The organism is Pseudomonas sp. NPDC089734, from assembly GCF_044748865.1.
Taxonomy (GTDB): Bacteria; Pseudomonadota; Gammaproteobacteria; order Pseudomonadales; family Pseudomonadaceae; genus Aquipseudomonas.
Window position 1 is genome coordinate 1 of record NZ_JBIVGV010000014.1, and the last position, 25,351, is coordinate 25,351.

Annotated in this window: 21 protein-coding genes and 1 pseudogene; 17 read left to right on the forward strand and 5 right to left on the reverse strand. The window is 59.2% G+C overall.

Features of this window, described 5'->3' with window-relative positions; translation table 11 throughout:
• A pseudogene (locus ACIPY9_RS17450) lies at window positions 1-2,210 on the forward strand (hypothetical protein); the annotation flags it as partial.
• A 9-nt stretch (window positions 2,211-2,219) separates the two neighbouring features.
• Entirely contained in the window at window positions 2,220-2,915 is a 696-nt protein-coding gene (locus ACIPY9_RS17455; RefSeq protein WP_400703885.1) for a permease, read from the forward strand.
• A 5-nt stretch (window positions 2,916-2,920) separates the two neighbouring features.
• Here ACIPY9_RS17455 and ACIPY9_RS17460 read toward each other — a convergent pair whose 3' ends face one another.
• Entirely contained in the window at window positions 2,921-3,748 is an 828-nt protein-coding gene (locus ACIPY9_RS17460) for an ABC transporter ATP-binding protein (protein ID WP_400703888.1), read from the reverse strand.
• Between the two features lie 2 nt (window positions 3,749-3,750).
• Window positions 3,751-4,611 carry an ABC transporter permease gene (locus ACIPY9_RS17465; RefSeq protein WP_400703891.1) on the reverse strand — a complete coding sequence of 287 codons (861 nt, stop codon included), beginning with the start codon at window positions 4,609-4,611 and terminating at the stop codon, window positions 3,751-3,753.
• 258 nt (window positions 4,612-4,869) lie between these two features.
• Here ACIPY9_RS17465 and ACIPY9_RS17470 point away from each other — a divergent pair, with 258 nt between their 5' ends.
• On the forward strand, window positions 4,870-5,958 hold the full coding sequence (locus ACIPY9_RS17470) for an LLM class flavin-dependent oxidoreductase (RefSeq protein WP_400703894.1): 1,089 nt from the start codon (window positions 4,870-4,872) through the stop codon (window positions 5,956-5,958).
• 233 nt (window positions 5,959-6,191) lie between these two features.
• Here the strand turns inward: ACIPY9_RS17470 and ACIPY9_RS17475 are convergent, their stop codons facing one another.
• Window positions 6,192-7,097 (reverse strand): LysR family transcriptional regulator, encoded by a 906-nt coding sequence (locus ACIPY9_RS17475; RefSeq protein WP_400703897.1) that lies wholly within the window; start codon window positions 7,095-7,097, stop codon window positions 6,192-6,194.
• A gap of 230 nt (window positions 7,098-7,327) precedes the next feature.
• Here ACIPY9_RS17475 and ACIPY9_RS17480 point away from each other — a divergent pair, with 230 nt between their 5' ends.
• The 14 genes from ACIPY9_RS17480 to ACIPY9_RS17545 all read left to right on the forward strand — a co-directional run bounded on the left by ACIPY9_RS17480 (window position 7,328) and on the right by ACIPY9_RS17545 (window position 21,941).
• On the forward strand, window positions 7,328-7,936 hold the full coding sequence (locus ACIPY9_RS17480; protein ID WP_400703900.1) for a cysteine dioxygenase: 609 nt from the start codon (window positions 7,328-7,330) through the stop codon (window positions 7,934-7,936).
• The gene (locus ACIPY9_RS17485; protein ID WP_400703903.1) at window positions 7,933-9,516 is read left to right on the forward strand and encodes a rhodanese homology domain-containing protein; all 1,584 of its coding nucleotides are present in this window, start codon (window positions 7,933-7,935) and stop codon (window positions 9,514-9,516) included. The genes ACIPY9_RS17480 and ACIPY9_RS17485 overlap by 4 nt, the downstream gene beginning before the upstream one ends.
• Before the next feature lie 92 nt (window positions 9,517-9,608).
• Window positions 9,609-10,952: an LLM class flavin-dependent oxidoreductase gene (locus ACIPY9_RS17490; RefSeq protein ID WP_400703906.1), complete on the forward strand. Its 1,344-nt coding sequence runs from the start codon at window positions 9,609-9,611 to the stop codon at window positions 10,950-10,952.
• Complete coding sequence (locus ACIPY9_RS17495; protein WP_400703909.1) at window positions 10,949-12,124, forward strand: acyl-CoA dehydrogenase family protein; 1,176 nt, start codon at window positions 10,949-10,951, stop codon at window positions 12,122-12,124. Before ACIPY9_RS17490 ends, ACIPY9_RS17495 begins: the two co-directional genes overlap by 4 nt.
• A 509-nt stretch (window positions 12,125-12,633) precedes the next feature.
• Complete coding sequence (locus ACIPY9_RS17500; RefSeq protein WP_400703912.1) at window positions 12,634-13,731, forward strand: methyl-accepting chemotaxis protein; 1,098 nt, start codon at window positions 12,634-12,636, stop codon at window positions 13,729-13,731.
• Between the two features lie 32 nt (window positions 13,732-13,763).
• On the forward strand, window positions 13,764-14,129 hold the full coding sequence (locus ACIPY9_RS17505; protein WP_400703915.1) for a response regulator: 366 nt from the start codon (window positions 13,764-13,766) through the stop codon (window positions 14,127-14,129).
• 4 nt (window positions 14,130-14,133) lie between these two features.
• Window positions 14,134-14,451, forward strand: coding sequence for a lipid asymmetry maintenance protein MlaB (locus tag ACIPY9_RS17510; RefSeq protein WP_400703918.1), 318 nt, complete (start codon window positions 14,134-14,136; stop codon window positions 14,449-14,451).
• A gap of 3 nt (window positions 14,452-14,454) precedes the next feature.
• Window positions 14,455-16,539, forward strand: coding sequence for a chemotaxis protein CheA (locus ACIPY9_RS17515; protein ID WP_400703921.1), 2,085 nt, complete (start codon window positions 14,455-14,457; stop codon window positions 16,537-16,539).
• Window positions 16,540-16,566: 27 nt separating this feature from the next.
• Window positions 16,567-18,195 carry a methyl-accepting chemotaxis protein gene (locus tag ACIPY9_RS17520; protein WP_400703924.1) on the forward strand — a complete coding sequence of 543 codons (1,629 nt, stop codon included), beginning with the start codon at window positions 16,567-16,569 and terminating at the stop codon, window positions 18,193-18,195.
• A 12-nt stretch (window positions 18,196-18,207) separates the two neighbouring features.
• Window positions 18,208-18,726, forward strand: a complete 519-nt coding sequence (locus tag ACIPY9_RS17525) for a chemotaxis protein CheW (protein ID WP_400703927.1) — start codon at window positions 18,208-18,210, stop codon at window positions 18,724-18,726.
• Window position 18,727: 1 nt separating this feature from the next.
• Window positions 18,728-19,540: a CheR family methyltransferase gene (locus tag ACIPY9_RS17530; protein ID WP_400703930.1), complete on the forward strand. Its 813-nt coding sequence runs from the start codon at window positions 18,728-18,730 to the stop codon at window positions 19,538-19,540.
• Window positions 19,537-20,061, forward strand: a complete 525-nt coding sequence (locus ACIPY9_RS17535; RefSeq protein WP_400703933.1) for a chemotaxis protein CheD — start codon at window positions 19,537-19,539, stop codon at window positions 20,059-20,061. The genes ACIPY9_RS17530 and ACIPY9_RS17535 overlap by 4 nt, the downstream gene beginning before the upstream one ends.
• Window positions 20,058-21,110 carry a chemotaxis response regulator protein-glutamate methylesterase gene (locus ACIPY9_RS17540; protein ID WP_400703936.1) on the forward strand — a complete coding sequence of 351 codons (1,053 nt, stop codon included), beginning with the start codon at window positions 20,058-20,060 and terminating at the stop codon, window positions 21,108-21,110. The genes ACIPY9_RS17535 and ACIPY9_RS17540 overlap by 4 nt, the downstream gene beginning before the upstream one ends.
• Window positions 21,111-21,278: 168 nt before the next feature.
• On the forward strand, window positions 21,279-21,941 hold the full coding sequence (locus tag ACIPY9_RS17545; RefSeq protein ID WP_400703939.1) for a response regulator: 663 nt from the start codon (window positions 21,279-21,281) through the stop codon (window positions 21,939-21,941).
• A gap of 8 nt (window positions 21,942-21,949) precedes the next feature.
• Here ACIPY9_RS17545 and ACIPY9_RS17550 read toward each other — a convergent pair whose 3' ends face one another.
• Together ACIPY9_RS17550 and ACIPY9_RS17555 are read right to left on the reverse strand one after the other, a co-directional pair.
• The gene (locus ACIPY9_RS17550; protein ID WP_400703942.1) at window positions 21,950-24,220 is read right to left on the reverse strand and encodes a molybdopterin guanine dinucleotide-containing S/N-oxide reductase; all 2,271 of its coding nucleotides are present in this window, start codon (window positions 24,218-24,220) and stop codon (window positions 21,950-21,952) included.
• Between the two features lie 99 nt (window positions 24,221-24,319).
• On the reverse strand, window positions 24,320-25,291 hold the full coding sequence (locus ACIPY9_RS17555) for an ABC transporter substrate-binding protein (RefSeq protein WP_400703945.1): 972 nt from the start codon (window positions 25,289-25,291) through the stop codon (window positions 24,320-24,322).
• Window positions 25,292-25,351: the final 60 nt, after the last annotated feature.

A 25,351-nucleotide genomic window follows, 5' to 3' on the forward strand; every position in this document is an offset into this window, starting at 1 on the left:
GGGCCCGCGCCTATCTGCTGGAACACCAGCCCACCCACGAACGCCTGCTACGGCAGATCCGCGATACCCAGGCCGACTTTCAGGCATGGGCCGAGCACCTGGGCAACGAACCGCTGCGGCTGTTCATCGACACCACGAACCCCAACACCCTGCTGTACCTGCAAATGGTCATGACCCATCTGCTGGTCGTGTATACCCAGGACGAACAGGCCAGCACCTGGCTGATCGAGCAGGACGCCAAAGCCACCAGCCTGTTCGGGACTATGCGCTACGGGTTTTCTCCGGCACTCAAGGAAGCCCTGCACCAGGAAGCCAACGCCCTGCTCAATGGATTGGGAGACATCACCAACCTCGCCACCCGCGCCGGAGAACTCAACGCCGTACTCAACCACAAGGATTTCGCCGACAGACCCTGGATGAAAAACCTGAAACAACCGGTCAGGGATACCTTCAAGGCCCTGCGTGAACTGGCCATGGGCGTTGGCAAGGCCACGGCAGAAACCCTGCTGCTGGCCTGGGTGCCCACCGACAGCCGTCTGGCCCGGGGCCAATATCAGAATATCGCGGCCTTGATCCGTAACCTGCTGATCGGTCAGATCCTGGCCAATACGCCGGAGCGAATCCGCCTCAACGAGCAGATCGCCTCCCGACTCCAGCAATGGAAACGCGAATGGCACCGGCTCTCCAGGCAGATTGCCGAGACACGACGTCGATGGCTCTACCCCCTCGAACCCCATAGCCGCCGCAGCACCGCCCGCCACCTGCAAACCATGATGGATGCATTGCGCCTGCACGAGCTGAAACTCCCGATGCTGCTCGACTTCCAGAACAACCAGTACGCCCGGCTGCTGCAGGACGAAATCCGCGCCTTCTTCCAGTCCGGCCTGGACGTCGCCAAGGACTGGCACACCCGCGCCAAGGCCTGGAGCGAACGCCTGGGCGGCTTCAGTGCCGCGGTCACCTGGGGCGTCATCCTGCTCAACTTCATCAATACCGCCCTGCTCTACCACGACCTGACCCGCGATGGCGATTTCAGCGCCAGGGATATCGTCAAGGTCGGCTACAGCCTGGGTTACAGCGCCAACCTGCTGATGGCCGTATTTGTCGAAGCGCCCTGGGCGGTGATCAAGGAAGCGAAGCCGGTGCTGATCGGAGGTTATGACGTAGGCATTCTGGATCGCTCTGCCGCCTATTGGAAAGCGCAGGGAAATCCGGTCTGGGGCGAAGCGGTTCGTAGCTTCAGGGTGACACTGGGGGCTGTGGGGGCGTTTGCCATAGTGGCATCAACATTAGAGTTTTGGGACATACGAGGTGATTACATCAGTGCCAGAACCTCTGAGGAGAAAGTAACCCTGGTTATAAAAGGCATTGCTGTTCTCATGATGGATGCTGGAGGACTCGCTCAATTGGTTGGAGCCTTAGGCCTATCCAAGCAAGCCATATACATCGCCATGAGCCCATGGTTTGCCGTCACCCTCCTGATAGTAGGCAGCATTTATCTAATTGCCAGCCTTGCCTTGAATTACTTTAAAAAAGACAGCATTGGCTGGTGGCTAACAAAGTGTTGCTGGTCACAGTCCCTGGAGCATCGTCACAATGACAACCAAGGGGAAGAAGCAGAAGAAAAACGTTCCTTACTGGAAATCCAGCTAAGCCCGCAAATATTCATCAAACGGACAACCACTCATAAACAACAATATATAGGAAAGGGTGACTATATAGCGGTGGCCATACAGAATGGCGCCTGGATACAGCTATTGTTACCTGAAGCCATACGAGGCCAACTGATTCAGCTTAACGTTATCAGCAGTAAGCGACCTTTCGGTCCGCTGTCAGCGGTTCAAAAAGAGGATCATTTAACTGAATTATTTGAAGAGCGCGGCGAGTTCATTTCCCTCAATCAATTCGGCAAGCTTGGTAATGAACGCCCTTCCTACATGCCATCACACCAGTCCTCACCAATCAATCCAATGGAGAAGGATATTGTCTGGCAGGTCTGGGTCCCCCTTAATGAGGATGTTGACTATATAGAGCTACAAATCTGGTATTCAACAAGAAAAAACACATCAGAATTAGAAATTCACAGCTATCTCTATCAATTAGAACTGACCAATCAGGGACAGATGACGGCTGACGGCTCAACCTTCACAAACCTTGAAGTCAGTAAAACACCCCGCAAGAACGCCTTGACTCTTGTCATACCGGAATAAACAACTACCATGCTGCCTACAACAACCGACAACACAGTCAACGCCTCACTGCCTTGCAGCGAAATCATCATTAGCTGGACCATAAAAACCATTGCCTGTTCACCAAAGGAACTATTAAAGGCCCACATTACAGTCATCGTGGCTAATCTCCTGCCTTTTCTTTTTTGCACATGGGCACTGTGGGATAACCTACCTGAAAGCATAGGATTTATTATAGCAGCAGGCTGTGCTGCAATCGCATTTTCAGCTTACTTGATCATTCTTATAGTCAGACAAAAAACCATATTCAAATACCATATCTGCCCTCAAAAAGGGTATGTAGAGTACTTCATTCACTACCCGGATTTCGCGGCGCCCTTCTTCAAAGGCGTCGCCATTTTCACCATTCTGCTCTTCGTCGGTGTCGCCCTCGTCACCGGCTCTCTGCTGTTCCTGATCGGCCCTGCCGCGATGGCGGTCGGGGCAGCACGATCACTGTTGAACTGGGAAAACCCCATCCATCATGAACAAAGCAGGCCATGGGGCGAACACAACTTCGTCACCGTAGATCGCAAACGCTCCATGATCGTCATTCACTGCACAGATATCACCGTTGGCTTTGAAGCCCGCTTCCCCGACAAGCAGCTCTTCGAGCAGTACCTGCAATTTCTCCATACCGTCCTGCCGCCCACTGCCGAGTTCACCGAAAGGGCCTGGGAGTGGTGAATCTCTCACCGTACATTCGCCACCCGGCGAAGCTCCGTGAGGCTGGCGTCCTGTTGTAGCGTGTCATGAGCGCTGTTCTGAACGCCCAGCAACCCGAGCAACCGGGCACGGTGGCTCTGGAATCCGGGTTGTCCACTGTCGCGCTGGCGAGGCAGTTCAATGCGGATCTCGTCGGCGATTCTGCCGTTGGCGAGTACGATCACCCGATCGGCGAGCAGGATGGCTTCATCCACGTCATGGGTGACCAGCAGCACGGCCGGGGTGTGTTTACGCCACAGGTCAATGATCAGTTGATGCATGCGGATGCGGGTCAAGGCATCCAGGGCCGCAAACGGTTCATCCAGCAACAGCAATTGGGGTTCCCGGACCAGCCCCCGCGCCAGAGCCACACGCTGGGCTTCACCGCCGGACAAGGTGGTCGGAAACGCATTGATGCGGTGCGCCAGCCCCACTTCGGTCAAGGCCTCTTCGGCTCGTGCCCTGGCGTCACGGCTTCGCAGACCGAGGGTCACGTTTTTCCAGGCGCGTTTCCAGGGCATCAGGCGAGGCTCCTGAAACACTGCCGCCCGTGCGACAGGCACTCGCAGTTCGCCGCTGTCGATGCTGTCCAGTCCGGCCAGGGTTCTCAGCAAGGTGGTCTTGCCCGAGCCACTGGCACCGAGCAGCGCGACGAACTCTCCGGGCGCAATATCCAGATCCAGGCCGTCGATGACCCGCTGTTGGCCAAACTGACGAACCACGTTGCGTAATCGCACAGGAGCGGGCGCCTGACTCTTGTGGGTTTGTTTTGCATGAGTGGTGAGATGCGTGTCCAGCAGGTCCAGGGCAGCCATGTTCAGTTCCTCACGAATGTAGGTCGCCAGGCCAGCGCATAGCGCTCCAGCGTGCGGATGATGCCGTCGATCACAAGCCCGAGAACGCTGTAGATCAACAGGCAGATGACAATCACGTCGGTGCGCATGAAATCCCGGGCATCGCTGGCCAGATAGCCGATTCCGGCCGTAGTGTTGATCTGCTCGACAAACACCAGCGCCAGCCAGGAGATGCCCAGCGAGTAACGCAGGCCGACGAAAAACGAAGGCAGTGAGCCCGGCAGGATCACGTGCCAGATCAATTCGCGCCGACTGAGGCCAAGGGTGTTGGCGGCCTCGATCAGTTTGGGATCGATATTGCGGATGCCGGAAAACAGGTTCAGGTATACGGGAAAGGTCGTCCCAGTCACGATCAGCGCCACCTTGGTGAACTCACCGATACCGAACCAGAGGATGAACAGAGGTACCAGGGCCAGCGAAGGAATGGTGCGCAGCATTTGCATCGGCGAGTCGAGGATCACTTCGCCGCGTCTGGACAGACCGGTGATCAGCGCCGCCACCACACCAATACTGACCCCGATGCTCAACCCCAGTAGCGCCCGTTGCAAGGACACCCATAAATGCCTGCCCAGCTCTCCGGAAGCGATCATTGCCCAGAGTGTTCCACCGATCTGTGAGGGCGCTGCAATCACTCGAGCGGGTAGCAGCCCCGTCTGGGAAGCCAGTTCCCAGAGCAACAACAAAACCAGTGGACTCAACAAACGCACGATAAAAGCCGGGACCCGCCAGTGACGGTGCCCGGAACGTGATGCAGCATCGACCTGCCCAGCCTTGCTGACGATCAGAAAGCCAGCGTCGGCGGGGTCGAGGGTTCTTTCAGGCATAGAGGCCTCCTTCCATGGCTGGGCCGACAGAAAACCCGGCCCGATGACGTTGCGGCCATGCTATTCACATGAAAAACATCCGTGAAATTCTATTTGGCAATAAGCTAATAGTTAAATTATTGATTATTAAAAATACATAAAATGCATTTTTTTAATAATTAATTTAGTCCAAAATCGAATTTCACAGGCTGCCTCCCCTCCCCGTATGGTGCTGCACGACAGGGTCGAACGGACCTCAAGCACCTGACAGGAGTTTTCATGAGCATCGAATTCATCGGCTATATCGCCACCCAGCCCGGTTCGGAAATCCACCCTCGCAGCGGCCCGGCCATTCAGCCCGATTACGTGGAAAAGGTCGCCAGGGCTCATGAAGAAGCCGGCTTCGACCGGGCATTGGTGGCCTATCACTCCAACAGCCCCGACAGTGCCTTTGTGGCAGCCCATGCCGCCAGCGTCACCCGCACACTCAAGTTCCTGATAGCCCACCGCCCCGGTTTCATTTCTCCGACCGTGGCGGCCCGCCAGTTTGCGACGCTGGATGTATTCAATGGCGGGCGCACGGCCGTGCATATCATCACTGGCGGCGATGATCAGGAGCTGCGCGCCGATGGCAGTCATATCGGCAAGGACGAACGCTATGCCCGCAGCGATGAATACCTGAGTGTGGTGCGCAAGGAATGGACCAGCGATCAACCCTTCGATCATCAGGGCACTTACTATCAGGTCGAAGGCGCCCATTCGCTGGTCAAGTCGCCTCAGCAACCGCATATCCCGCTGTATTTCGGTGGGTCGTCTGCCGCTGCGATTGCCGTGGCCGGCAAGCATGCCGATGTCTATGCGCTCTGGGGAGAAACCTATGAACAGGTGAAAGACATCGTCAAACAAGTCCGCGCCGAAGCAGCCCGGCATGGCCGCACCATTCGTTTCAGCTTGTCCTTGCGCCCGATTCTGGCCGAGACCGAAGAAAAAGCCTGGGCGCGGGCCGACAGCATTCTGGAAAAAGCCAGGGCCCTGGCCCAAAGCAACGGTTTCGTACGACGCGAACCACCGAATGAAGGCTCACGTCGCCTGCTGGCCGCTGCCGCTCAGGGAGCACGTCTGGACAAGCGCCTGTGGACAGGCATCGCCGGTCTGCTCGGTGCTCAAGGTAACTCCACATCTCTGGTCGGCACACCGGAGCAAGTCGCAGAGGCTCTGCTGGATTATTACGACCTGGGCATCACGACATTCCTGATCCGTGGCTTCGATCCGCTGGAAGATGCCATCGATTACGGCAGGAAACTGATCCCGCTGACCCGGGAGCTGGTGGCCCGGCGCGAGCGTCAGACGCGGGAGCAGGTAGCCTGAGCATGTGATTTACCGGGCCTTCGCTCTCATCAAAAAAAACGCAACATCATGATTTACAAACCCTTGCGTAGGAGCGAACCGGACTGATCCGTAGGAGCGGATTCATCCGCGAAGAGGCCGGTGAATCCGCAACCAATACATTGCCTGGAATGCCGGCTTCGCGAATGAATTCGCTCCTACCGTTTGTTGCGCGGCAGCGCGGTGCCAAGACAGCGGGTGATCTGGACTCATCCTCACGCCGCAGCCTGTTCCTGCTTCAATGAGCGGGCCACCAGGCGACCGAACGATTCCACCGGCCCTTGCAGGTTGCCAAGAAAGCGCGGGTAGACCAGCCACAGGTCCATCACGGGTTTGAAGTCCTTGAGTGGCAGGACCGCCAGGTGCTCGCGATGAGCGCTGCGCTCCAGTAAGGGACGCGGCACCAGACCCAGCCCCATGCCATCGGCCACCAGCCCCAGTTGCAACTCGGTGCCGAAGGTTTCCAGATTGACCTTCAGGTTCAGCCCCTGATCGGACAAGGTGCGTTGCAGGCCGGCGCGAAAACCGCAGCCATCGGGGTTGAGCACCCAGCCTTGCTCATAGCAGTCGGCCAGTTTGCCGGTCTTCTTCGGCAGGGCTTCCCTGGCGCACACCACAACCAGTTCAACCTTGCCGATGGACTGGCCAATGATGTTGTCCGGAAAGATCTTGCCCGCCGGAAACAAGGCTGCCGCCGCATCCAGCTCGCCATTTTCGATCTTGCCGATCAGGTTGCTGCCCCACCCGGTGACCACCTGGGCACGCAGGCCGGGGAACTCACCGCGCAGTTGCTTGAGCGCATCGAGCAGCACCACATCGCCGATGGTCTGCGGTACGCCCAGACGCAACAGACCGCTGGGCGGTGTATCGCTGGCCACCAGTTCACGCAGCGAATCCATTTCACGCAGGATCGCCAGGCATTTCTGATAGACCTGAATACCCATGGGCGTGGGCTTGAGTGGCTTGGTATTACGGTCGAAAAGCTCGACGCCCAATGCCTGCTCGAAATTCTGCACCCGGCGGGTAATCGCAGGCTGGGTCAAATCCAGTGAATCGGCGGCATGGCTGATCGACTGGCAGCGAATCACTGCGACGAAAGCATCGATATCATCAATTTTCATTCGGACCGCACATAAAAATATAAAAAGAACATAGGCAAAAAGCATAGTGCGATTTGCAGGCCCTGAATAGCGGCTTCCCCGCCACCAACGCACATTCATTCATGAAAGGCTTATGTCTTCTCATGCACCAAAGATTTTTTCGTTATAACCTAATTATAAAAAAATAGCATATTAAACACGAGCATTATGATTATATCCATCCAAGCCTTAACCACGCTCTGGAAATGGATATGACACAGCTTCGACACCCGGAACGACTCAGAGCCTTCATCGGTGCACTGGCCGAACTGATAGACGGCAATCCCCGCGAGAGCGATCTGTTACATCGCGGCGGCAAGCTGCTTTCACAATTGGTCAGCCATGATGACTGGCTGCCGGACGCGTACACGATTCCCGATCCGGCCCGTTATCAACAATTCCTGCTGCATGCCGATTCCCGCCAGCGTTTCTCGATCGTCAGTTTTGTCTGGGGTCCAGGCCAGAGCACGCCTATCCATGACCACCGCGTCTGGGGCCTGATCGGCATGTTGCGTGGTGCCGAATACTCTCAAGGCTTTGCACGCAGCCCCGATGGACGTCTGGAGCGCGAAGGCCCGGCGATTCGTCTGGAGCCGGGTCATGTGGAAGCCCTGTCGCCGCGCAGCAACGATGTCCATCAGGTCAGCAATGCCTTCAGTGATCGGGTGTCGATCAGCATTCATGTCTACGGCGCCAACATCGGCGCGGTCAAGCGTGCCGTCTACGAGCCGGACGGCACCGAAAAACTGTTCATTTCCGGTTACTCCAACGCCTTTCTCCCGAATATCTGGGACCTTTCAAAAGAGAGCAAAGCCCCATGAGCACATCAACGACCCGATCCTTTGCCGATATTCGCCAGGCGCTGCTGGAGCGCCGGGAAACCGCACTCGTGGACGTACGCGAGGAAGCCCCGTTCGCCGAAGCCCACCCGCTGTTCGCGGCCAATATCCCGTTGTCGAAGCTGGAGCTGGAAGTGTTTTCGCGCATTCCCCGTCGCGATACCGCCATCACCCTGTATGACAATGGCGAAGGCCTGGCACCGGTGGCGCAGCAACGCTTGCAGGCACTGGGCTACAGCGACGTGAAACTGCTCGGCGGCGGCTTGCAGGGCTGGCGCGATGCCGGTGGCGAGCTGTTCATCGACGTCAATGTGCCCAGCAAGTCCTTCGGGGAGCTTGTGGAGCACCATCGCGGCACGCCTTCCCTGTCGGCTGAAGAGGTCAAGGCGCTGCTCGACGCCAGAGCCGATGTCGTGGTGCTCGATGCTCGGCGCTTCGACGAATACCAGACCATGAGCATCCCCGGCGGGATCAGCGTGCCGGGTGCCGAACTGGTGTTGCGTGCACGGGAACTGGCTCCTGACCCGGCCACCCGGATCATCGTCAATTGCGCCGGACGTACCCGCAGCATCATCGGCACCCAGTCGCTGGTCAACGCCGGCCTCCCCAATCAGATCAGCGCCTTGCGCAATGGCACCATCGGCTGGCTGCTGGCCGGGCAGACACTGGACCACGGTCAGTCACGCCGCTTTGCCGCCGTCAGCGAAGACACCCGCGAACTGGCCAGTGCCGATGCCCGCAAGGTCGCAGACAAGGCCGGTGTACAACGCTCGACCTTGGCCGACCTGCAACGCTGGCAAGCCGATACCAGCCGCACCACTTACCTGTTCGATGTGCGTACACCGGAAGAATTTGCCACTGGTCATCTGCCGTCGGCCCGCTCCACACCCGGCGGGCAACTGGTCCAGGAAACCGATCATTACGCCAGCGTGCGGGGTGCGCGCCTCGTGCTGGTGGACGATGACGGCGTACGCGCCAACATGTCGGCGTCCTGGCTGGCCCAACTGGGTTGGGAGGTCTTCGTGATCGACGGCCTGCAAGAAGCTGACTTCAGTGCGCAAGGCGATTGGGACGCCCCCTTTCCGACACCGTCCCAGGTCGAGGAGATCAGCCCGCAGACGCTGGCCGAATGGCAAACCCACACTAACGTCGCGGTGCTGGATTTCACCGCCAGCGCCAATTACGTCAAGCAGCATATTCCCGGCGCATGGTGGGCATTGCGCTCGGATCTGGAACAGGCTCTGGCCAGGGTACCGGTTGCCGAACGCTATGTGCTGACCTGTGGCAGCAGTCGCCTGGCCCGTCTGGTCGTGCCCGAGGTAGAGGCCTTGACCGGCAGGCAGGTGTTTCTGCTCAACGGCGGTACCGCCAGCTGGATCAAGGCCGGGCTGCCATTGGAGCACGGGGAAAGCCGACTGGCCTCGCCGCGAATCGATCGCTATCGCCGCCCTTATGAAGGCACCGACGCGCCACGCGAAGCCATGCAGGCTTATCTGGACTGGGAATTCGGCCTGGTCGAACAACTGGCCCGCGACGGAACCCATGGTTTCAGAGTGATTTGAGTGCAGGAGCGGACTTATCCGCGAGGACAGCCGGTTCGCACATACCGGACAAGCAAGAGTTATCCGCTAATGACAGGGTCAAGGAGCACGACATGAGCACACAACGACACTTGAAACTTGGAGCCATGGTTCACGGCGTCGGCCACGGTTGGGGCGAATGGCGCCATCCGGATGCGCTGGCCGATGCCAGCGTCAACTTCGGTTTCTACAAACAACAGGCGGCCTTCGCCGAAGCCGCGAAGTTCGATTTCGTGTTTATCGCCGACAGCCTGCACATCCACGAAAAATCCAGCCCCCATTACCTGAACCGCTTCGAGCCGTTGACCATCCTGTCGGCACTGGCAGCGACCACACAGAACATCGGCCTGGTGGCGACAGTCACGGTCAGCTACACCGAACCGTTCCAGGTCGCCCGCCAATTCGCCTCGCTGGATCACATCAGTGGCGGCCGGGCTGGCTGGAATGTGGTCACTTCATGGCTGAGCGGCACCGCCGACAACTTCAGCAAGGGTGAGCATCCGCCGCATCCGGTTCGCTATCGCATCGCCAAAGAGCATGTTTCGGTGGTCAAGGGGCTGTGGGACTCCTGGGAGGACGATGCCTTTGCACGCAACAAGCAGACCGGCGAATTCTTCACTCCCGGCAAGCTGCATGCGCTCAATCACCAGGGCGAGTTCTTTCAGGTCAAGGGACCGCTGAATATTTCCCGCTCCCGCCAGGGGCATCCGGTGCTGTTTCAGGCAGGCACGTCCGAGGACGGACGCAATTTCGCAGCGGAATACTCCGATGCCATTTTTGTCCACGCCGAAACCCTGGAAGAGGCCAAGGCCTATTCGCGGGATCTGAAAAGACGCGCAGCCGGGTTCGGACGCGATCCGGACAAGCTGTCGATTCTGCCGGGCATTCGTCCCATCGTCGGGCGTGATGAAGCCGACGTGGAAAGCCGCTACCAACAGGCGGTGGAACTGGTGTCCATCGAAGATGCGATCGTGGCATTGGGACGCCCCTTCAACGATCACGACTTCAGCCAGTACCCCCTGGACGAACCGTTCCCCGATGTCGGCGACCTGGGTGCCAACAGCCAGAAAGGCGGTTCCGACCGGATCAAGCAACTGGCCAGGGACGAAGGCCTGACCCTGCGTGAAGTCGCCCTGCACTTCTCGCGCCCGCGTCGTGATTTCGTGGGCACGCCCGAACAGGTTGCCGATGCACTCCAGACCTGGTTTGAACAAGGCGCTGCCGACGGCTTCATCATCAATTCGCTGCTGCCGGACGGCCTGCAATCCTTTACCGAACAGGTCGTACCGCTGCTGCAGCAACGCGGTCTGTTTCGCCGTGAATACACAGGCGCCACCCTGCGCGAACACTTCGGCCTGTCCGTACCGGTCAACCGCCATGTTCAACAGGCAAGTTCCAGAGAGGAAGCCGTGGCATGAGCCTTTCCCTGCTGCGTCCCCAGAACGGCCCTGCTCCGGACGAGTCCTTCACGGCACGCCTGGAACGGATCACCACAGCCCTGGCCGAGACAGCCGAGCATTACGATGTCAGCGGCGAATTCCCCCACGACAACTTTCGCCTGCTGCACGAGCAGGGTCTGCTGGGCCTGACCGTCCCCGTTGAGCTGGGCGGTGGTGGGGCCGATCTGACTCAGGCGTTGCAGACCATCAGCGCCGTCGCCCGGGGAGAACCGTCCACAGCGCTGATTCTGGTCATGCAATACATCCAGCATGCCCGTTTGCAGGACAACAAGAGCTGGCCCCGGGACTTGCGCATACAGGTCGCAAGACAGGCCGTAAACGAAGGCGCGTTGATCAATGCCTTGCGGGTAGAACCTGACCTCGGCACGCCCGCTCGTGGCGGTCTGCCCGCCACCATTGCCCGCCGTACAGCGCAGGGGTGGCACATCAGCGGCCACAAGATCTACTCCACCGGCAGCCATGGCCTGACCTGGTTCAGTGTCTGGGCGCGCAGCGACGATGACGATCCACTGGTGGGGGCCTGGCTGGTTCACAAGGACACGCCCGGTATCCGCATCGTCGAAAACTGGGATCACCTGGGCATGCGTGCCACCAGCAGCCATGAAGTGATTTTCGAGGATGTACGGGTGCCGCTGGAACATGCGGTCAGTGTCAGCCGCTGGAGTGCACCCCAGCCGGAACTGGACGCTTCGGGCCTGCTGTGGATGTCCGTGCTGCTCTCAGCCGTCTATGACGGCATTGCCCATGCGGCCAGGGACTGGCTGGTGCAATGGCTGGCGCTGCGGCAGCCGTCCAATCTGGGAGCGCCTCTGTCGACCCTGCCGAGATTCCAGGAAACGGTAGGCCATATCGATACCTTGCTGTTTGCCAATCAGACCCTGCTGCACACGGCTGCTCAGGGCCAGGTGGCAACCTCCCATGCCGCACAGATCAAATACCTGGTGACCGGCCATGCCATCCGTGCCGTGGAGCTGGCCATCGAAGCCGCAGGCAATCCGGGCTTGTCACGCAGCAATCCGCTGCAGCGCCATTACCGCAATGTGTTATGCGGTCGGGTTCACACGCCACAGAACGATGTCGTGCTGTTGAACGCGGGCAAAGCCGCCTTTACGACAAACGGCCCCCCGTAAGGGAAAGTTCGGTCCCCTTTCAAGACACTGAAACATGGGCTTTCAATAGGCGTCTTCACGACCAACTTTGTGAAGACGCGAAGGCCAATAGTACATGTCACCCTTCATATCAAGTTCCTTTCCCATCAAGGCGTTAGCGCGCCACAGTTTATTTTCCCACCTCAACTTTCAAGTTAATGAATTTTATCAATCATTACTTCTAAAACGGCACTAACACATCCATATGAATACCATAATCGCCTTCACGAAAAATCTTTTCCCAGGCCTCAACCCTTAAGCCAATCTCCTAGATCCTCGTTGTCCTCAGCCCTTGAAAACAGGCCTGTTTCGTATCCGAAGGCATTGATCAGGTTGTTTTTTATTTGACAGGACGGTCAACTAAAAAACCAAGTAACCCCACAGTTACACACGCGTTGCCCAGCGGCAGGATTAGGGGTTATCCCGATATTGACGTCAATTTACCATCGCTATTATCAAGTACTCTTGAAGGCAATCGAATGGATGCGGGGATGGCTATTTATATTGGTTTCTGGCTTGGCCTCGCCGTTAGCGCTACCGGGATTTCACTGGCGCAAAACATAGTTTCCGCTCTTGGCCTGCTTATTATTGCAGCGTCGACTATTGCCTTGCATCTCCGTGCCAGAGCCTCCGCTCCACATCAGGATTCTCCCTCCCAGGATTCAGAATCCTCTCAAACCCGGCCTCAGCCCGACGTCCCGGCCTTGCTGCACACTGTGGTGCCAAGCTGGAGCGAAAGCATCAACCAGAGCCGCGACCTGCTGCAAAACAACATCAGTGAGCTGTTCAACCGCTTCAGCAGTATTGCCACACGCCTGGAAAGCAGCCTCAACAACTCCGAGAGTGTTCTGGGTAAAGGCGGTGTCGGCGCGAGCCTGCTGGAAGCCAACGAACGTCTCAAGGAAGTGACCCATTCGTTCAACGCCAGCAGCCAGCGTCAGCAAGAGCTGACAAGCACCATCGGCAAGCTCGACAGCTATGCCGGTCAGTTGCAGTTCATGGCCAAGCGCGTGCAGGAAATCGCCAGCCAGACCAATCTCCTGGCCCTCAATGCCGCCATCGAGGCCGCCCGCGCCGGGGAACATGGACGTGGTTTCTCGGTGGTGGCCGACGAAGTGCGCAAACTGTCTTCCCTGTCTGCCGAAACAGGCCAGGGCATGGACTCAAAGGTCGAGGAAATCAACCACGCCATTCAGGCAAGCATTGCCGCTGCCGCCGAACTGGGTGCCAGCGAACGCAGCAACCTGGACTTTCTCAATGACTCCGTCAGTCAGGTCATGGCCCGCCTGGGAGAAAACCTCAACGAGCTGTCCGACTCCTCCCATGCACTGCAGCGCGATGCCCGGGACACGCAAACCGACATTCACGCGATCATGGTCAACCTGCAATTCCAGGACCGTGCCGATCAGATGCTCGACCACATACAGGCCGATCAACAGCAGCTACTCAACGCCCTGCATGCCCAGGACGAGAGCCTCGATGATCCGCATGCCTGGCTGGACCGCCTGCGCCAGCGCTTCACCACCGAAGAGGAGCGCCACGGGCGTCGGCAGTCCCAGGACGAAGCCAGCGAAATCACGTTTTTCTGATGACTGCCTTTTCTTTATAGAGAGATCTGAACATGGCCAAGACTGTACTGATCGTTGACGACTCTTCGTCAATGCGCCAATTGGTGAAAATGAGTCTGACCAGCGCCGGGCATCAAGTGATCGAGGCCGTAGATGGACGCGATGCACTCAACAAACTGACCGGGCAAAAGGTCAATCTGATCATCAGCGACGTGAACATGCCCAACCTGGACGGCATCGGTCTGGTCAAGGAAGTCAAGACACGCCCGGAATACCGCTTCACGCCCATCATCATGCTCACTACGGAAAGCGAGCAGTCCAAGAAGGCCGAAGGCCAGGCAGCAGGTGCAAAAGCCTGGATCGTCAAACCTTTTCAGCCACAGCAGTTGCTTGCTGCGGTCGAGAAACTGTTGGGGTAAGCCCATGTTCTCGATAACCGGTGGTACGCAAGACACACCCACCCGGATGCACGTGAAGGGTGACCTGACCATCTACGAAGTCAGACAGGCACGCGAGCTGCTCATGCCCTTGCTGTCCACGCCGGCCGATGCCTGGCAACTGGACCTCAGCGGCATCGATGAACTCGACAGCGCTGGCATTCAACTGTTGCTGGCCTTGCAGATTGAACTGTCCCGGACCGGCACGGCAGCCAGCGTCTGCGCAGCCTCGCCCAGTGTGATTGAAATGGCCGGGCTGCTGGCGCTGGATGCACTCCAGCCCATCGCCCGTGCCGAGGATTGACCGATGCTCAGTGGCGAACAGTGGAACCAGTTACTTCAGGGCTTTCTGGACGAAGGCCGCGACCTGCTCAAGGATGCCGAGGACAGCCTGCTGCGTCTGGAGACGACCCCGGACGATCATGATGCCGTCAACGGCCTTTTCCGGGCGGTGCACACACTCAAGGGGTCGGCCGGGATCTTTTCTCTGACCCCTCTGGTCACCCTCACCCACCATCTGGAAAGTCTGTTGATGTCGGTACGCGACGGTCAGCGGGTGCTGACGTCGGAATTGACCTCCCTGATGCTCAAATGCATGGATGAACTGAGCACGATGCTTGAAAGCGTAGACCCCGACAATGGCCTGATGGAAGCCAGCGAAAGCCGGCAGGCCCCTTTGCTCGCGGCCCTGGCCAAGGCACAGGGGCATCCCGCAGCCGAAGCGGGCGAAAACCCGCCGGCCAACGACGAAGCCGCCCTCAGCACCGACGAGAGCGACTGGCAGATCTCCATCGCGTTTGCCAGAGAGTTGTTCCAGAACGGTTTCGACCCGGCCGCATTTATCCGTTACCTCAAGAAACTCGGCACGATCACTCATCTGGAAACCCGTACCCAGAACCTCCCCGCTCTGGCAAGGCTCGACCCCGAAGACTGCTACCTGGAACTGAGCCTGACGTTGCGCAGTACGGCCCAGGAAAATGAGATCGAAGATGTTTTCGAGTTCATACACGACTTCTGCACCCTGCACATAGAACGGCTGACACCGGAACCGGTGATCGAGAAAACAGCCGTCGAGGACGCCGTGGTCGAACACTACCCGGTAATCGAGCAGACACCCGTCCTGCAGGCCCATCCTGTGGCTCAGGTGAACGTCAGCGCCCAGGAGAAACCCTCCGCCGCCGGCCCGCACCGCGATCGCAGACCGGTAGAGACAACACTGGTCAAGGTCGCCGCGAACAAGCTGGATGAGTTGATCAATCTGGTAGGCGAGCTGGTCATCAGTACCGCCGGTGCGCAGATGCAGGCCCGTCTCAGTGGTGACAATGCCTGCATCGAAAGTACCCAGGCAGTGCTCCAGCACGTAGAGCAAATCCGCGAAAGCGCGCTGAAGCTGCGCATGGTCGAAGTGGGCGAAACCTTCAACCGCTTCCACCGTGTGGTACGCGATGTCAGCCAGGAACTGGACAAGAAGATCCAGCTGACCATACGCGGCGGCGAAACCGAACTGGACAAGTCGGTGATCGACAAGATCGCCGACCCGCTGACCCACCTGGTGCGCAACGCCATCGACCACGGTATCGAGTCCGCGGCCGACCGGCTGGCCGCCGGCAAGCCAGCCGAAGGCAACCTGAGCCTCAACGCCTATCACGACTCCGGCATGATCGTGCTGGAGATCAGCGACGACGGACGCGGGTTGAACACGGCGCGCATCCTGGAAAAAGCCATCGCCAAAGGCATGGTCGAGCCCGACGCGCAGTTGAGTGACAGCGATATTCACCTGTTGATCTTCGAGGCCGGATTCTCCACCGCCGAGCAGGTGTCCAACCTGTCCGGGCGGGGCGTGGGCATGGATGTCGTGCGCAGCGCCATCGATCAATTGCGCGGCCTGATCGAAATCGATTCGATCGCTGGCGAAGGCTGCACCTTCCGCATCCGCCTGCCGCTGACCCTGGCCATCATCGATGGATTTCTGGTCAGCGTCGGCCATGACAGCTTTGTCATTCCGCTGGACATGGTCACCGAATGCATGGAAGCCAGCGAGCACACGCTTGAAAAAGGCTACGGCTACCTGAACCTGCGTGGCAAACCCCTGCCCTGCATCACGCTGGACAGCCACTTCGGTCTCAAGGCCGAGCCTTCGCGTCGCCGCAACATTGTCGTGGTCAGTCAGGGACGCCAACAGGCGGGGCTGATCGTCGATCAATTGCACGGGGAACTGCAAACCGTCATCAAGCCTCTGGGCAAGATGTTCCAGCACCTTCGCGGCATCAGCGGCTCGACCATTCTGGGTTCCGGACAGGTCGCGCTGATTCTCGATATCCCCAGCCTGTTCCGCCACCTACAAGCTCTGGTCGAAAGCTCCAGCCAGGCCAGTGTCGCCAGTGCCAACTAACCTTTTGCAGCCTTCAGGAGATTCACTATGCAGTTCATCCGAAACATGAAGATAGGAGTAAGGCTGACATTCGGGTTCCTGATCGTCGTGGCCTTGACCGCGACCATTGGCCTGATCGGTATCAACAATCTGGACGAAGTCAACAAGCTCTCGGACCGGATGTATGACATCGATGTCGAAGGCATGAACCAGCTGCAGGAGGCCAATATCCAGTTGATCTCGGCCGGACGTGCAATGCGTCAGAGCCTGCTCTCCACCTCATCGGAGGAGCGGGAAAAGGCAGCCAGCAACACACTCAAGACGCTGGAGACGACGCGCGCGCTGATCGTCAAGTCGCGTGAAAGCTTCATCACCAAGGAAGGCCAGGCTCGAATCGATGCCTTGCTGCCTCCCCTGAATGAATACGAAAGCGTTGCCAAACAACTGTTGCAGGCTCACCAGCAGAGCGGTCAGTTGCAGGAAGCCAGCGAGACCACCAACCTGCTGCCCAAAGCGATATCGACCGCTGACGTTGTGGATCGCATGCTCGGCGAAGTGGTTGACTACAAGAAAGAACGTGCCGGACAGTCCAATCAGGAAATTTCCAACATCGCCGAAAAATCGCGCGTGCAAATGATCGTACTGGTCGCTATCGCCACTCTGCTGGGCATGCTGATCGGCATACTGGTCACCCGTAGCATCACCAAACCGCTCAATGGCGCGGTGGAAGCGGCCAACCGCATGGCCGCCGGAGACCTGAGCAAGGACCTGGAAGTCAACAGCAAGGACGAAACCGGTCAGTTGCTGGCCTCCATGCAGAACATGGCCCTGCGTCTGCGCAGCATTCTGGGCGATGTACGCAGTGCCGCCGACTCGCTGTCTTCCGCTTCCGAGCAGGTCAGCTCGACGTCGCAGTCCCTGAGCCAGGCCGCCAACGAACAGGCCGCCAGCGTCGAACAGACCAGCGCCTCGGTCGAGCAGATGTCGGCCTCGATTGCCCAGAACACCGAAAGCGCCAAGATCACCGATGGCATTGCCGGCAAGGCGGCCAACGATGCCGTGCAAGGCGGCGGTGCCGTGGGTGACACGGTCCTGGCCATGAAACAGATTGCCGACAAGATCAGCATCATCGACGACATCGCCTACCAGACCAACCTGCTGGCCCTGAACGCCGCCATCGAGGCCGCACGGGCTGGCGATCACGGCAAAGGCTTTGCCGTCGTCGCCGCCGAAGTGCGCAAGCTGGCGGAACGCAGCCAGATAGCCGCCCAGGAAATCGGTCAGGTCGCCTCCAGCAGCGTACAACTGGCCGAACAGGCCGGACGCCTGCTCAACGAGATCGTACCCAATATCCAGAAGACCTCCGATCTGGTGCAGGAAATCACCGCCGCGTCCCAGGAGCAGAGCGGTGCGGCCGGGCAGATCAACATTGCCATGGGCCAGATGAACCAGATCACTCAGCAGAACGCCTCCGCGTCCGAAGAGCTGGCGGCCACCGCCGAGGAGATGAACGCCCAGGCCGGGCAGTTGCAGGAGTTGATCGGCTTCTTCCGCTTTGAAGCCCAGTCGTCCTCCAGACCTCAGCCTCGCGCCAACGACAACTACAGCAACACGCCACCGCCATGGTCCAGGGGCAAGTCCCAGGTCGATGACGGCCAGTTTGTCAGCTTCAACTGACGGGGTACGACCATGACGCTTCCCCAACCCCTTGATCTGTTGTCCGAAACCGATGTGTTGAGCATCCAGCATCTGTCGTTTCGGGTACGTGACGCGGCCTATGCCCTGCCGATCGATCTGGTGCGTGAAATCATCGAATACGATGAAGTCACCACCGTGCCGATGATGCCGGCCTTCATCCATGGCGTGATCAACCTGCGCGGGAATGTGGTGCCGGTGCTCGACCTGGCGGCGCGCTTCGGCTTTGAGCTGACAGTGCCGGACAAACGCACTTGCATCGTGATCATCGAGCTGACCCTGGAAGACCTCTACCAGCGCATCGGCCTGGTCGTGGACGCAGTGGACGCGGTGCTCGATATCGATCCGCAACAGGTCGTGCCGGTGCCACCGTTCGGCGCCGGTATCCGCACGGACTTCATTGCGGGCATGGCCCGTAGCGAGCAGGCCTTCACCATCATTCTGAACATCGCACAAGTGTTGTCCCTGGACGATATTCGCCAGCTCAGTCTTGCCGTGGTCAAAGGAAGCTGAGATGTCAGAAGTACTGAAGATGCCGGCACTCGGAGACAACGAGTTCCTGCGTCTGCAAAAACTCATGGCCGATGCTTCGGGCATCCAGCTGGCGCCGAACAAGCGCCCGCTGGTTGCCGGTCGCCTGATGAAACGTCTTCGCTATTACCGGCTCGACAGCTACGCCGAATACCTGCGCATGCTCGAACAACCCATGTACAAGCAGGAACGCCGCCTGGTGGTGGACCTGCTGACCACCAACGAAACGTACTTTTTCCGCGAACACCCGCATTTCGAGTTCCTCGGTAACTGGCTGAGCAAACGACGCGGGCCCGTGCGGGTCTGGAGCGCCGCCTGTTCATCGGGCGAAGAGCCGTACAGCCTGGCCATGGTGCTCACCGAACATGCCGCGACACAGGACTGGTCCATCCTGGCCAGCGACCTGAGCCTGAGCATGTTGCATAAAGCCCATGAAGGCATCTATGACATCGCCCAGGCCAAGTACTTTCCGGAAGGCTGGATGCAGCGTTATTGCCTGAGCGGCGTCGGCGAGATGAGCGGACGCTTCAGGGTCCAGGCCTCGCTGCGGGACCGGGTCACGCTTCGCGAGGTGAATATCGTCCAGCCTCTGACCGAAGACATTGGCCTGTTTGACGTGATTTTCCTGCGCAATGTGCTGATCTATTTCGACAACGAAGAAAAAAAACGCATCGTGCAACGCCTTGTCTGTCAGTTACGGCCCGGCGGCCTGCTCTTCATAGGTCACGCCGAAAGCATCCACGGTTTTGAGCTGCCAGTACGATTGGTAAGGCCCTCGGTGTACGAATGTCTATGAACCCTCCCCTTTTCCTGCGTCCGGGCGACTATTTCTTCGGGCGCTATGACGGCCCGGTCACGACCCTGCTGGGCAGTTGCGTGTCGATCATTCTGTGGCATCCGCGCTGGCACCTGCTGGCCGTATCCCATTACGTGCTGCCCCACGACCCGGCAGCGGGTCAAGGCCTTGACCCGCTCAACGATCAGGACACCCGCTATGGCGATGCCGTGTTCGAGCGGATGCAGGCCGACATGCGGCGTCACGGCACCAATCCGAGCGAGTATCGCAAAGGCATTTTCGGTGGCGGTTGCCTGTCGCGTTTCGAGGGAAACCCGAAACGCAAGATCGGCCACACCAACAGCGATTTTGCCCGCAGACAGTTCAGCCTGCGCCACTGGAGCGTCGATCTGTGCGACCTCAACGGCACGCATTACCGTCGTCTGCAGATCGACGGGGCAAGCGGCAGGATTGACTGTCAACGCAATCAGGTCACTCTGCCGACCCTGGCAGTTCCCCGCAAAGGCAGACATATTCTGTGATCCGCGTATTCATCGTCGACGACTCTGCACTGGTTCGCCAGGTCCTGACCAACTGCCTGGCCAGCCATCCCGGCATCGAAGTGATCGGCCAGGCCAGCGATCCGATCTACGCCATCGACAAGATGCGCCGCGACTGGCCCGATGTGGTGATCCTGGACATTGAAATGCCACGCATGGATGGCCTGACTTTTCTGCGTCAGATCATGAGCGAACGCCCCACGCCCACCCTGATCTGCTCGACCCTGACCGAAGCCGGAGCCAGCGTCTCCGTCGAAGCCCTGGCCGCCGGTGCCGTGGGTGTCTTCACCAAGGCCAGACTGGGTTTGAAACAAAGCCTCGAACAACTTTCAGGAGACCTGATCCGCAAGATCGAAGAAGCCGCACGAACCCGTCCGGGTGCCTTCCGGCCGCCTCCCCGCGCCCAGGCCCAGGACCTCCCCACTCCCCCTGCAACACTGTTCAAGACCACTGACCGGGTCGTCGCACTCGGTTGTTCGACAGGAGGTACCCAGGCACTTGAATTCATTCTTCGGCAACTGCCACGTGACTGCCCGGGCATTGTGATCGTTCAACACATGCCGGAAAAATTCACGGCAGATTTTGCCAGGCGTCTGGACAGTCTCTGCCAGATAGAAGTACGCGAAGCCAGACACCTGGACCGCGTTCACAGCGGTCTGGCATTGATTGCCCCCGGCGGTCTGCACATGCAACTCAAACGTAACGGAGCCCACTATCAGGTAGAAGTCATCGATGGCCCACCGGTCAACCGGCACAAGCCTTCGGTAGACGTGTTGTTCAGGTCGGTCGCCCGGCATGCAGGTGCCAATACGCTGGGCGTGATCATGACGGGCATGGGAGATGACGGCGCGCGTGGCCTGTTGGCAATGCGTGAAAACGGCGCCCAGACCGTCGCCCAGGACGAGGCCAGTTGTGTTGTGTTCGGTATGCCCAAGGAAGCCATTCGCATGGGTGCAGCACAGACGATCGAACCGCTGTCCAGGGTACCGGTACTGATTCAACAGTTTGGTGACAGCACACGGCATGGCTAAAGGAATGCCATCGCCAATATCCGGGATATGGAGGTCCTTCCTGTGGGCGTCTTTAGAACGGATGCAGTCAGCCAACAGCGGACTATCATCAATCCCCACGGGAGAACAGCAATCGTAGCTGTTACTCGTTGGCAGCTATCCACTTCCCATGCGACACAGGCCGTAAATATGCCTTGCCGAATCTTGCTCGCCGATAACTACCCACTGTTTCGGGCTGGTATACGAGCACTGCTAGAAAAACAACACGAATATGAAATCGTCGGCGAAGCCGGCGATGAAGACAGCACCATCCAGCTTGCCTGCCTGCTGTCTCCGGACATCGTTCTGCTCGACATGTCGATGGAGCGATCATGCTGCGTTCATGCACTGGAGGAATTAGCGGTCCATGCGCCCTGCTGCAAGGTGCTCATGCTGTCGACACACACCGACTCGGGCTTCGTCATGAAGTGCCTGCAACTGGGTGCTCAAGGCTTCCTGCTCAAGACCGCCAGCTTTCTGGAACTGGAGCTGGCCCTGCAGGCGCTGCAACATGGCGATCAGTACCTGTCTTCGGAGGTCGTCCCGCTGGTGGTCAGCCAGGCGGTCAAGAAGAGCCTCACCCAGCCTTCCGGTTCACGTCCCGGCAATTTCTCGCTGACCGAACGCCAGCTGGAAATCCTGCGACTGATTGCCCGCGGGGAATCGACCCGCTCCATCGCGACTGGCCTGGGCCTGAGCGTGAAGACCGTCGAAGCCCATCGTTCCCAGGTCATGCATCGCCTGGGTATTCATGACCTGGCCAGCCTGGTGCTGTTCGCCGTGCGCGAGGGGATCATCCAGGTCAACGATTGAAAAACGGGTCAGGCCATCTGCGGCGGATCAAACGCCGTGATCGGCGGCAGGGCCTGATCCCACTTGACGATCTCCACCGACGCGGTTTGTGCCGCGCAGCCTTGGGACAGACGCGAAGCACCCACATCGAGGGTGATCACGTTCGGATTGCCATGTTTCTCCAGGCATCCCTTCCGGCCACGAACCAGAGGGTCGAACCAGGCACCGGTGGCGATCTGCACGACGCCGGGGCGAATGTCGTCCGAGACAATCGCCCCGGCCAGAAAAGCCCCTCGTTCGTTGAACACCTTGACCACATCCCCCTCGGCAATACCTCGCGCCTGAGCATCGAGGCGATTGAGGGTCAAGGGTTCACGCGCCTGAATCTTTGAAGCGCGGCTGTAGACGCCATGATCGTACTGGCTGTGCAGGCGGGTGCGCGGCTGATTGGACAGCAAGTGCAGCGGGTAGGACGGCACAGGCTTGTCCAGCCACACCGGATGCCCTGGACAATCCGCATAGCCGAACCCGGCGATGCGCTCGGAAAATATTTCGATGCGTCCCGACGGCGTGGGCAAAGGGTTGGCATCCGGATCATCGCGAAAAGGCTTGAGCAGCACCGTATCGGTTTCAGGAGACGGAACCTCGAACACCCCGTCACGCCAGAACTGCTCATAGTCGGGTAACTCGATACCGAATGTCTGTGCCCTGTCCCTGGACTGATCATAGATAAAACGCAGCCACTCAGCGGCATCACGCCCTTCGGTGAAGGCATCGTTCACCGCCAGGCGCTGCGCCAGTGCAGCGAAGATCGAATAGTCGTCGCGGGCATCCCCCACCGGCTCGATGGCCTGCTGCATGGCAATCATGAAGCGGTCGGAAGCCGCGCTGCCGATATCGTTGCGCTCCAGCGCCGTGGTCGCAGGCAGGACGATATCGGCGTACCGGGCCTGGGCGGTCCAGTATTGCTCATGGACGACAATGGTTTCCGGACGCTGCCAGGCGTCCAGCAGCCGATTGAGGTCCTGATGGTGATGGAAGATATTGCCGCCCGCCCAATACACCAGCCGAATGTCCGGGTAGCGGTGCTGCTGACCGTTGTAATCGAAAGACGCACCGGGGTTGAGCAGCATGTCGGCGACACGCGCCACCGGAATGAAATCCTTGACCGGGTTGATGCCTTGTTCAAAGCGCGGCCCGGAAAACGCCTTGCGGCCACTGCCGGTGTTGTTCATGCAGCCATATCCCAGGCCGAAACCGCCTCCCGGCAAACCGATCTGCCCCAACAGTGCCGCCAGGGTCACGGTCATCCAGAACGGCTGTTCCCCGTGGACCGAACGCTGCAGGGAATAGGCGACATTGATCATGGTGCGCTTGCCGGCCATGCGCCGAGCCAGCCCGATGATCTGCACAGCCGGAATACCGGTCAGTTGCTCAGCCCACTGCGGGCCTCGGACTTGTCCGTCGACATGCCCCAGCAAGTAATCGCGAAAGCGTTCGTAGCCGACGGTATAGCGCTGCACGAAGGCCTCGTCATGCAGCCCTTCGGTGATCAAGACCCAGGACAAGGCCATCATCAACGCCGTATCGCTGCCGGGACGAACCGCCAGCCATTCGTTGTGCGAAGGCCCGACCAGATCCTCACGCAGCGGGCTGACATTGACGAACTCCACCCCCGCCGCCGACATGGCCTGCAAGGCGTCCTCCAGAAGATGGTCGCTGGCACCGCCCGGGCTGGTCTGGGCGTTCTTGACCGGCAGGCCACCGAACGCCACGAACAGCTCACAGTGCCCGGCCAGGTTTTTCCAGGAGGTGTGCGACGCCAGCAGCCAGTCCATCGGGCCGACGATGTGGGGCATCAGCACCCGCCCTGCGCCGAGGCTGTAACTGTCCGTGCTGGAGACATAGCCGCCAAAACAGTTGAGAAAGCGATGCAACTGGCTCTGGGCATGATGAAAGCGCCCCGCGCTACCCCAGCCATAACTGCCGCCGAAAATCGCTCGATTGCCGTGCTGGTCTTTGACGCGCTTGAGTTCTCTGGCAACCAGGTCCAGAGCCACGTCCCAGGACACTTCGACGAAAGGCTCCTGACCACGCAAGTCGGGGCGTCCATCGGGCTCGTGCAGGAAGCTGCGGCGTACCGCCGGGCGCCTGATACGAGTCGGCGATGTGATGGCCTCCGCCACCGAATCACCGATGGGCGACGGATGCCTGTCCCACTCCACAGGCACCAGCGCCTGTAATTTTCCGTCCAGAACCTGAGGACGATAGGCCCCCCAGTGCAATGAAGTAAAACCCATGGTGAACGGGGCTCCTGTTTTTCAATGCGATGTATGTCTGTAGGAGCGGATTTATCCGCGAAAGCATTCGCGAATGACTTCACTCCTAAGGCGGCGACATCAGCGAGAAGCCTGCGCCTGAGCGGTGAGCGCGGCGTTGAACGACTCATCGAACACACTGGCGGCAGAATAACGCTTGGTCAGCCCCGCATTATTGAAAAAATCGATGGTCTGCTGCGCGCCAGCCACGACATCGGGTGTGATGGGAACGACGACGATCTGCGAACGGGAGAACCAGCGGCGGGCGACGTCCGCATCGGCTCTGGTCAGGCCCGCCCAGGCATTGGCATAGGTTTCGCTGTTTTTCGGGTCACGTACCGACCACTCACGGGCCGCTTGCAGGCGTTGCAGGAAGTCGTTGATCTGCGCTCGCTTGTGCTGGATGGCCTTGTCATTGGCCACGATGAAACTCTGGGCGGGAATCAGCCCCTTGGCCGTGGCAATGATCCGCGCGCCCTGGCGCTCCTGCTGGGTGACATAGGGTTCCCAGGTGGCGATGGCGTCCACCGAACCGCCGTCCAGGGCATGTGAGGAATCCAGTGCACTGAGGTAGCGGTATTCGACGGCATCACGGGCCACCCCGGCCTTGTCCAGCGCCGTCAGCATCAGTTGCTGGCTGAACGAGCCTTTCCAGATCGCCACTTTCCTGCCCGCCAGATCTGCAACGGTCTTGATGGGCGAATCCTTGCGCACCACGATGGCCACACCGTCCAGATTCTGCCGGGAGACGCCGATGACCTTGATGGGTGCCCCCAGGGCTCCCATGAACAAGGCAGGCGAATCCCCCAGCAGCCCCACATCCAGGCTGCCGACGTTCAGCGCCTCGGCCACCGGTGAACCTGCCGTGAATTGCTTCCATTCAAGCTCGTAAGGCACGTCATCGAGCACACCGGCCGCCTCCATCACGGTGCGGGCGCTGTAGCTCTGGTCGCCGACGATAAGGTCGGCGGCCTGTACGTTCAGCGAGGCCGCCAGTGTCAGGAACAGGCCTGGCAGAATGCTTGTTTTCCATCGGGCAAGGGTGTCGGGCATATGCAATCTCCACGGGATCGGAATGAAGTCCGGGTCCGCGTGTACGGTGGCCGACGGTTT

What these genes read in the sequence shown, in the direction of transcription:
- ACIPY9_RS17455 (WP_400703885.1), top strand. Translation starts at nt 2,220, where the DNA reads ATGCTGCCTACAACAACCGACAACACAGTCAACGCCTCACTGCCTTGC.
- ACIPY9_RS17460 (WP_400703888.1), bottom strand. Translation starts at nt 3,748, where the DNA reads ATGGCTGCCCTGGACCTGCTGGACACGCATCTCACCACTCATGCAAAA.
- ACIPY9_RS17465 (WP_400703891.1), bottom strand. Translation starts at nt 4,611, where the DNA reads ATGCCTGAAAGAACCCTCGACCCCGCCGACGCTGGCTTTCTGATCGTC.
- ACIPY9_RS17470 (WP_400703894.1), top strand. Translation starts at nt 4,870, where the DNA reads ATGAGCATCGAATTCATCGGCTATATCGCCACCCAGCCCGGTTCGGAA.
- ACIPY9_RS17475 (WP_400703897.1), bottom strand. Translation starts at nt 7,097, where the DNA reads ATGAAAATTGATGATATCGATGCTTTCGTCGCAGTGATTCGCTGCCAG.
- ACIPY9_RS17480 (WP_400703900.1), top strand. Translation starts at nt 7,328, where the DNA reads ATGACACAGCTTCGACACCCGGAACGACTCAGAGCCTTCATCGGTGCA.
- ACIPY9_RS17485 (WP_400703903.1), top strand. Translation starts at nt 7,933, where the DNA reads ATGAGCACATCAACGACCCGATCCTTTGCCGATATTCGCCAGGCGCTG.
- ACIPY9_RS17490 (WP_400703906.1), top strand. Translation starts at nt 9,609, where the DNA reads ATGAGCACACAACGACACTTGAAACTTGGAGCCATGGTTCACGGCGTC.
- ACIPY9_RS17495 (WP_400703909.1), top strand. Translation starts at nt 10,949, where the DNA reads ATGAGCCTTTCCCTGCTGCGTCCCCAGAACGGCCCTGCTCCGGACGAG.
- ACIPY9_RS17500 (WP_400703912.1), top strand. Translation starts at nt 12,634, where the DNA reads ATGGCTATTTATATTGGTTTCTGGCTTGGCCTCGCCGTTAGCGCTACC.
- ACIPY9_RS17505 (WP_400703915.1), top strand. Translation starts at nt 13,764, where the DNA reads ATGGCCAAGACTGTACTGATCGTTGACGACTCTTCGTCAATGCGCCAA.
- ACIPY9_RS17510 (WP_400703918.1), top strand. Translation starts at nt 14,134, where the DNA reads ATGTTCTCGATAACCGGTGGTACGCAAGACACACCCACCCGGATGCAC.
- ACIPY9_RS17515 (WP_400703921.1), top strand. Translation starts at nt 14,455, where the DNA reads ATGCTCAGTGGCGAACAGTGGAACCAGTTACTTCAGGGCTTTCTGGAC.
- ACIPY9_RS17520 (WP_400703924.1), top strand. Translation starts at nt 16,567, where the DNA reads ATGCAGTTCATCCGAAACATGAAGATAGGAGTAAGGCTGACATTCGGG.
- ACIPY9_RS17525 (WP_400703927.1), top strand. Translation starts at nt 18,208, where the DNA reads ATGACGCTTCCCCAACCCCTTGATCTGTTGTCCGAAACCGATGTGTTG.
- ACIPY9_RS17530 (WP_400703930.1), top strand. Translation starts at nt 18,728, where the DNA reads ATGTCAGAAGTACTGAAGATGCCGGCACTCGGAGACAACGAGTTCCTG.
- ACIPY9_RS17535 (WP_400703933.1), top strand. Translation starts at nt 19,537, where the DNA reads ATGAACCCTCCCCTTTTCCTGCGTCCGGGCGACTATTTCTTCGGGCGC.
- ACIPY9_RS17545 (WP_400703939.1), top strand. Translation starts at nt 21,279, where the DNA reads ATGCCTTGCCGAATCTTGCTCGCCGATAACTACCCACTGTTTCGGGCT.
- ACIPY9_RS17550 (WP_400703942.1), bottom strand. Translation starts at nt 24,220, where the DNA reads ATGGGTTTTACTTCATTGCACTGGGGGGCCTATCGTCCTCAGGTTCTG.
- ACIPY9_RS17555 (WP_400703945.1), bottom strand. Translation starts at nt 25,291, where the DNA reads ATGCCCGACACCCTTGCCCGATGGAAAACAAGCATTCTGCCAGGCCTG.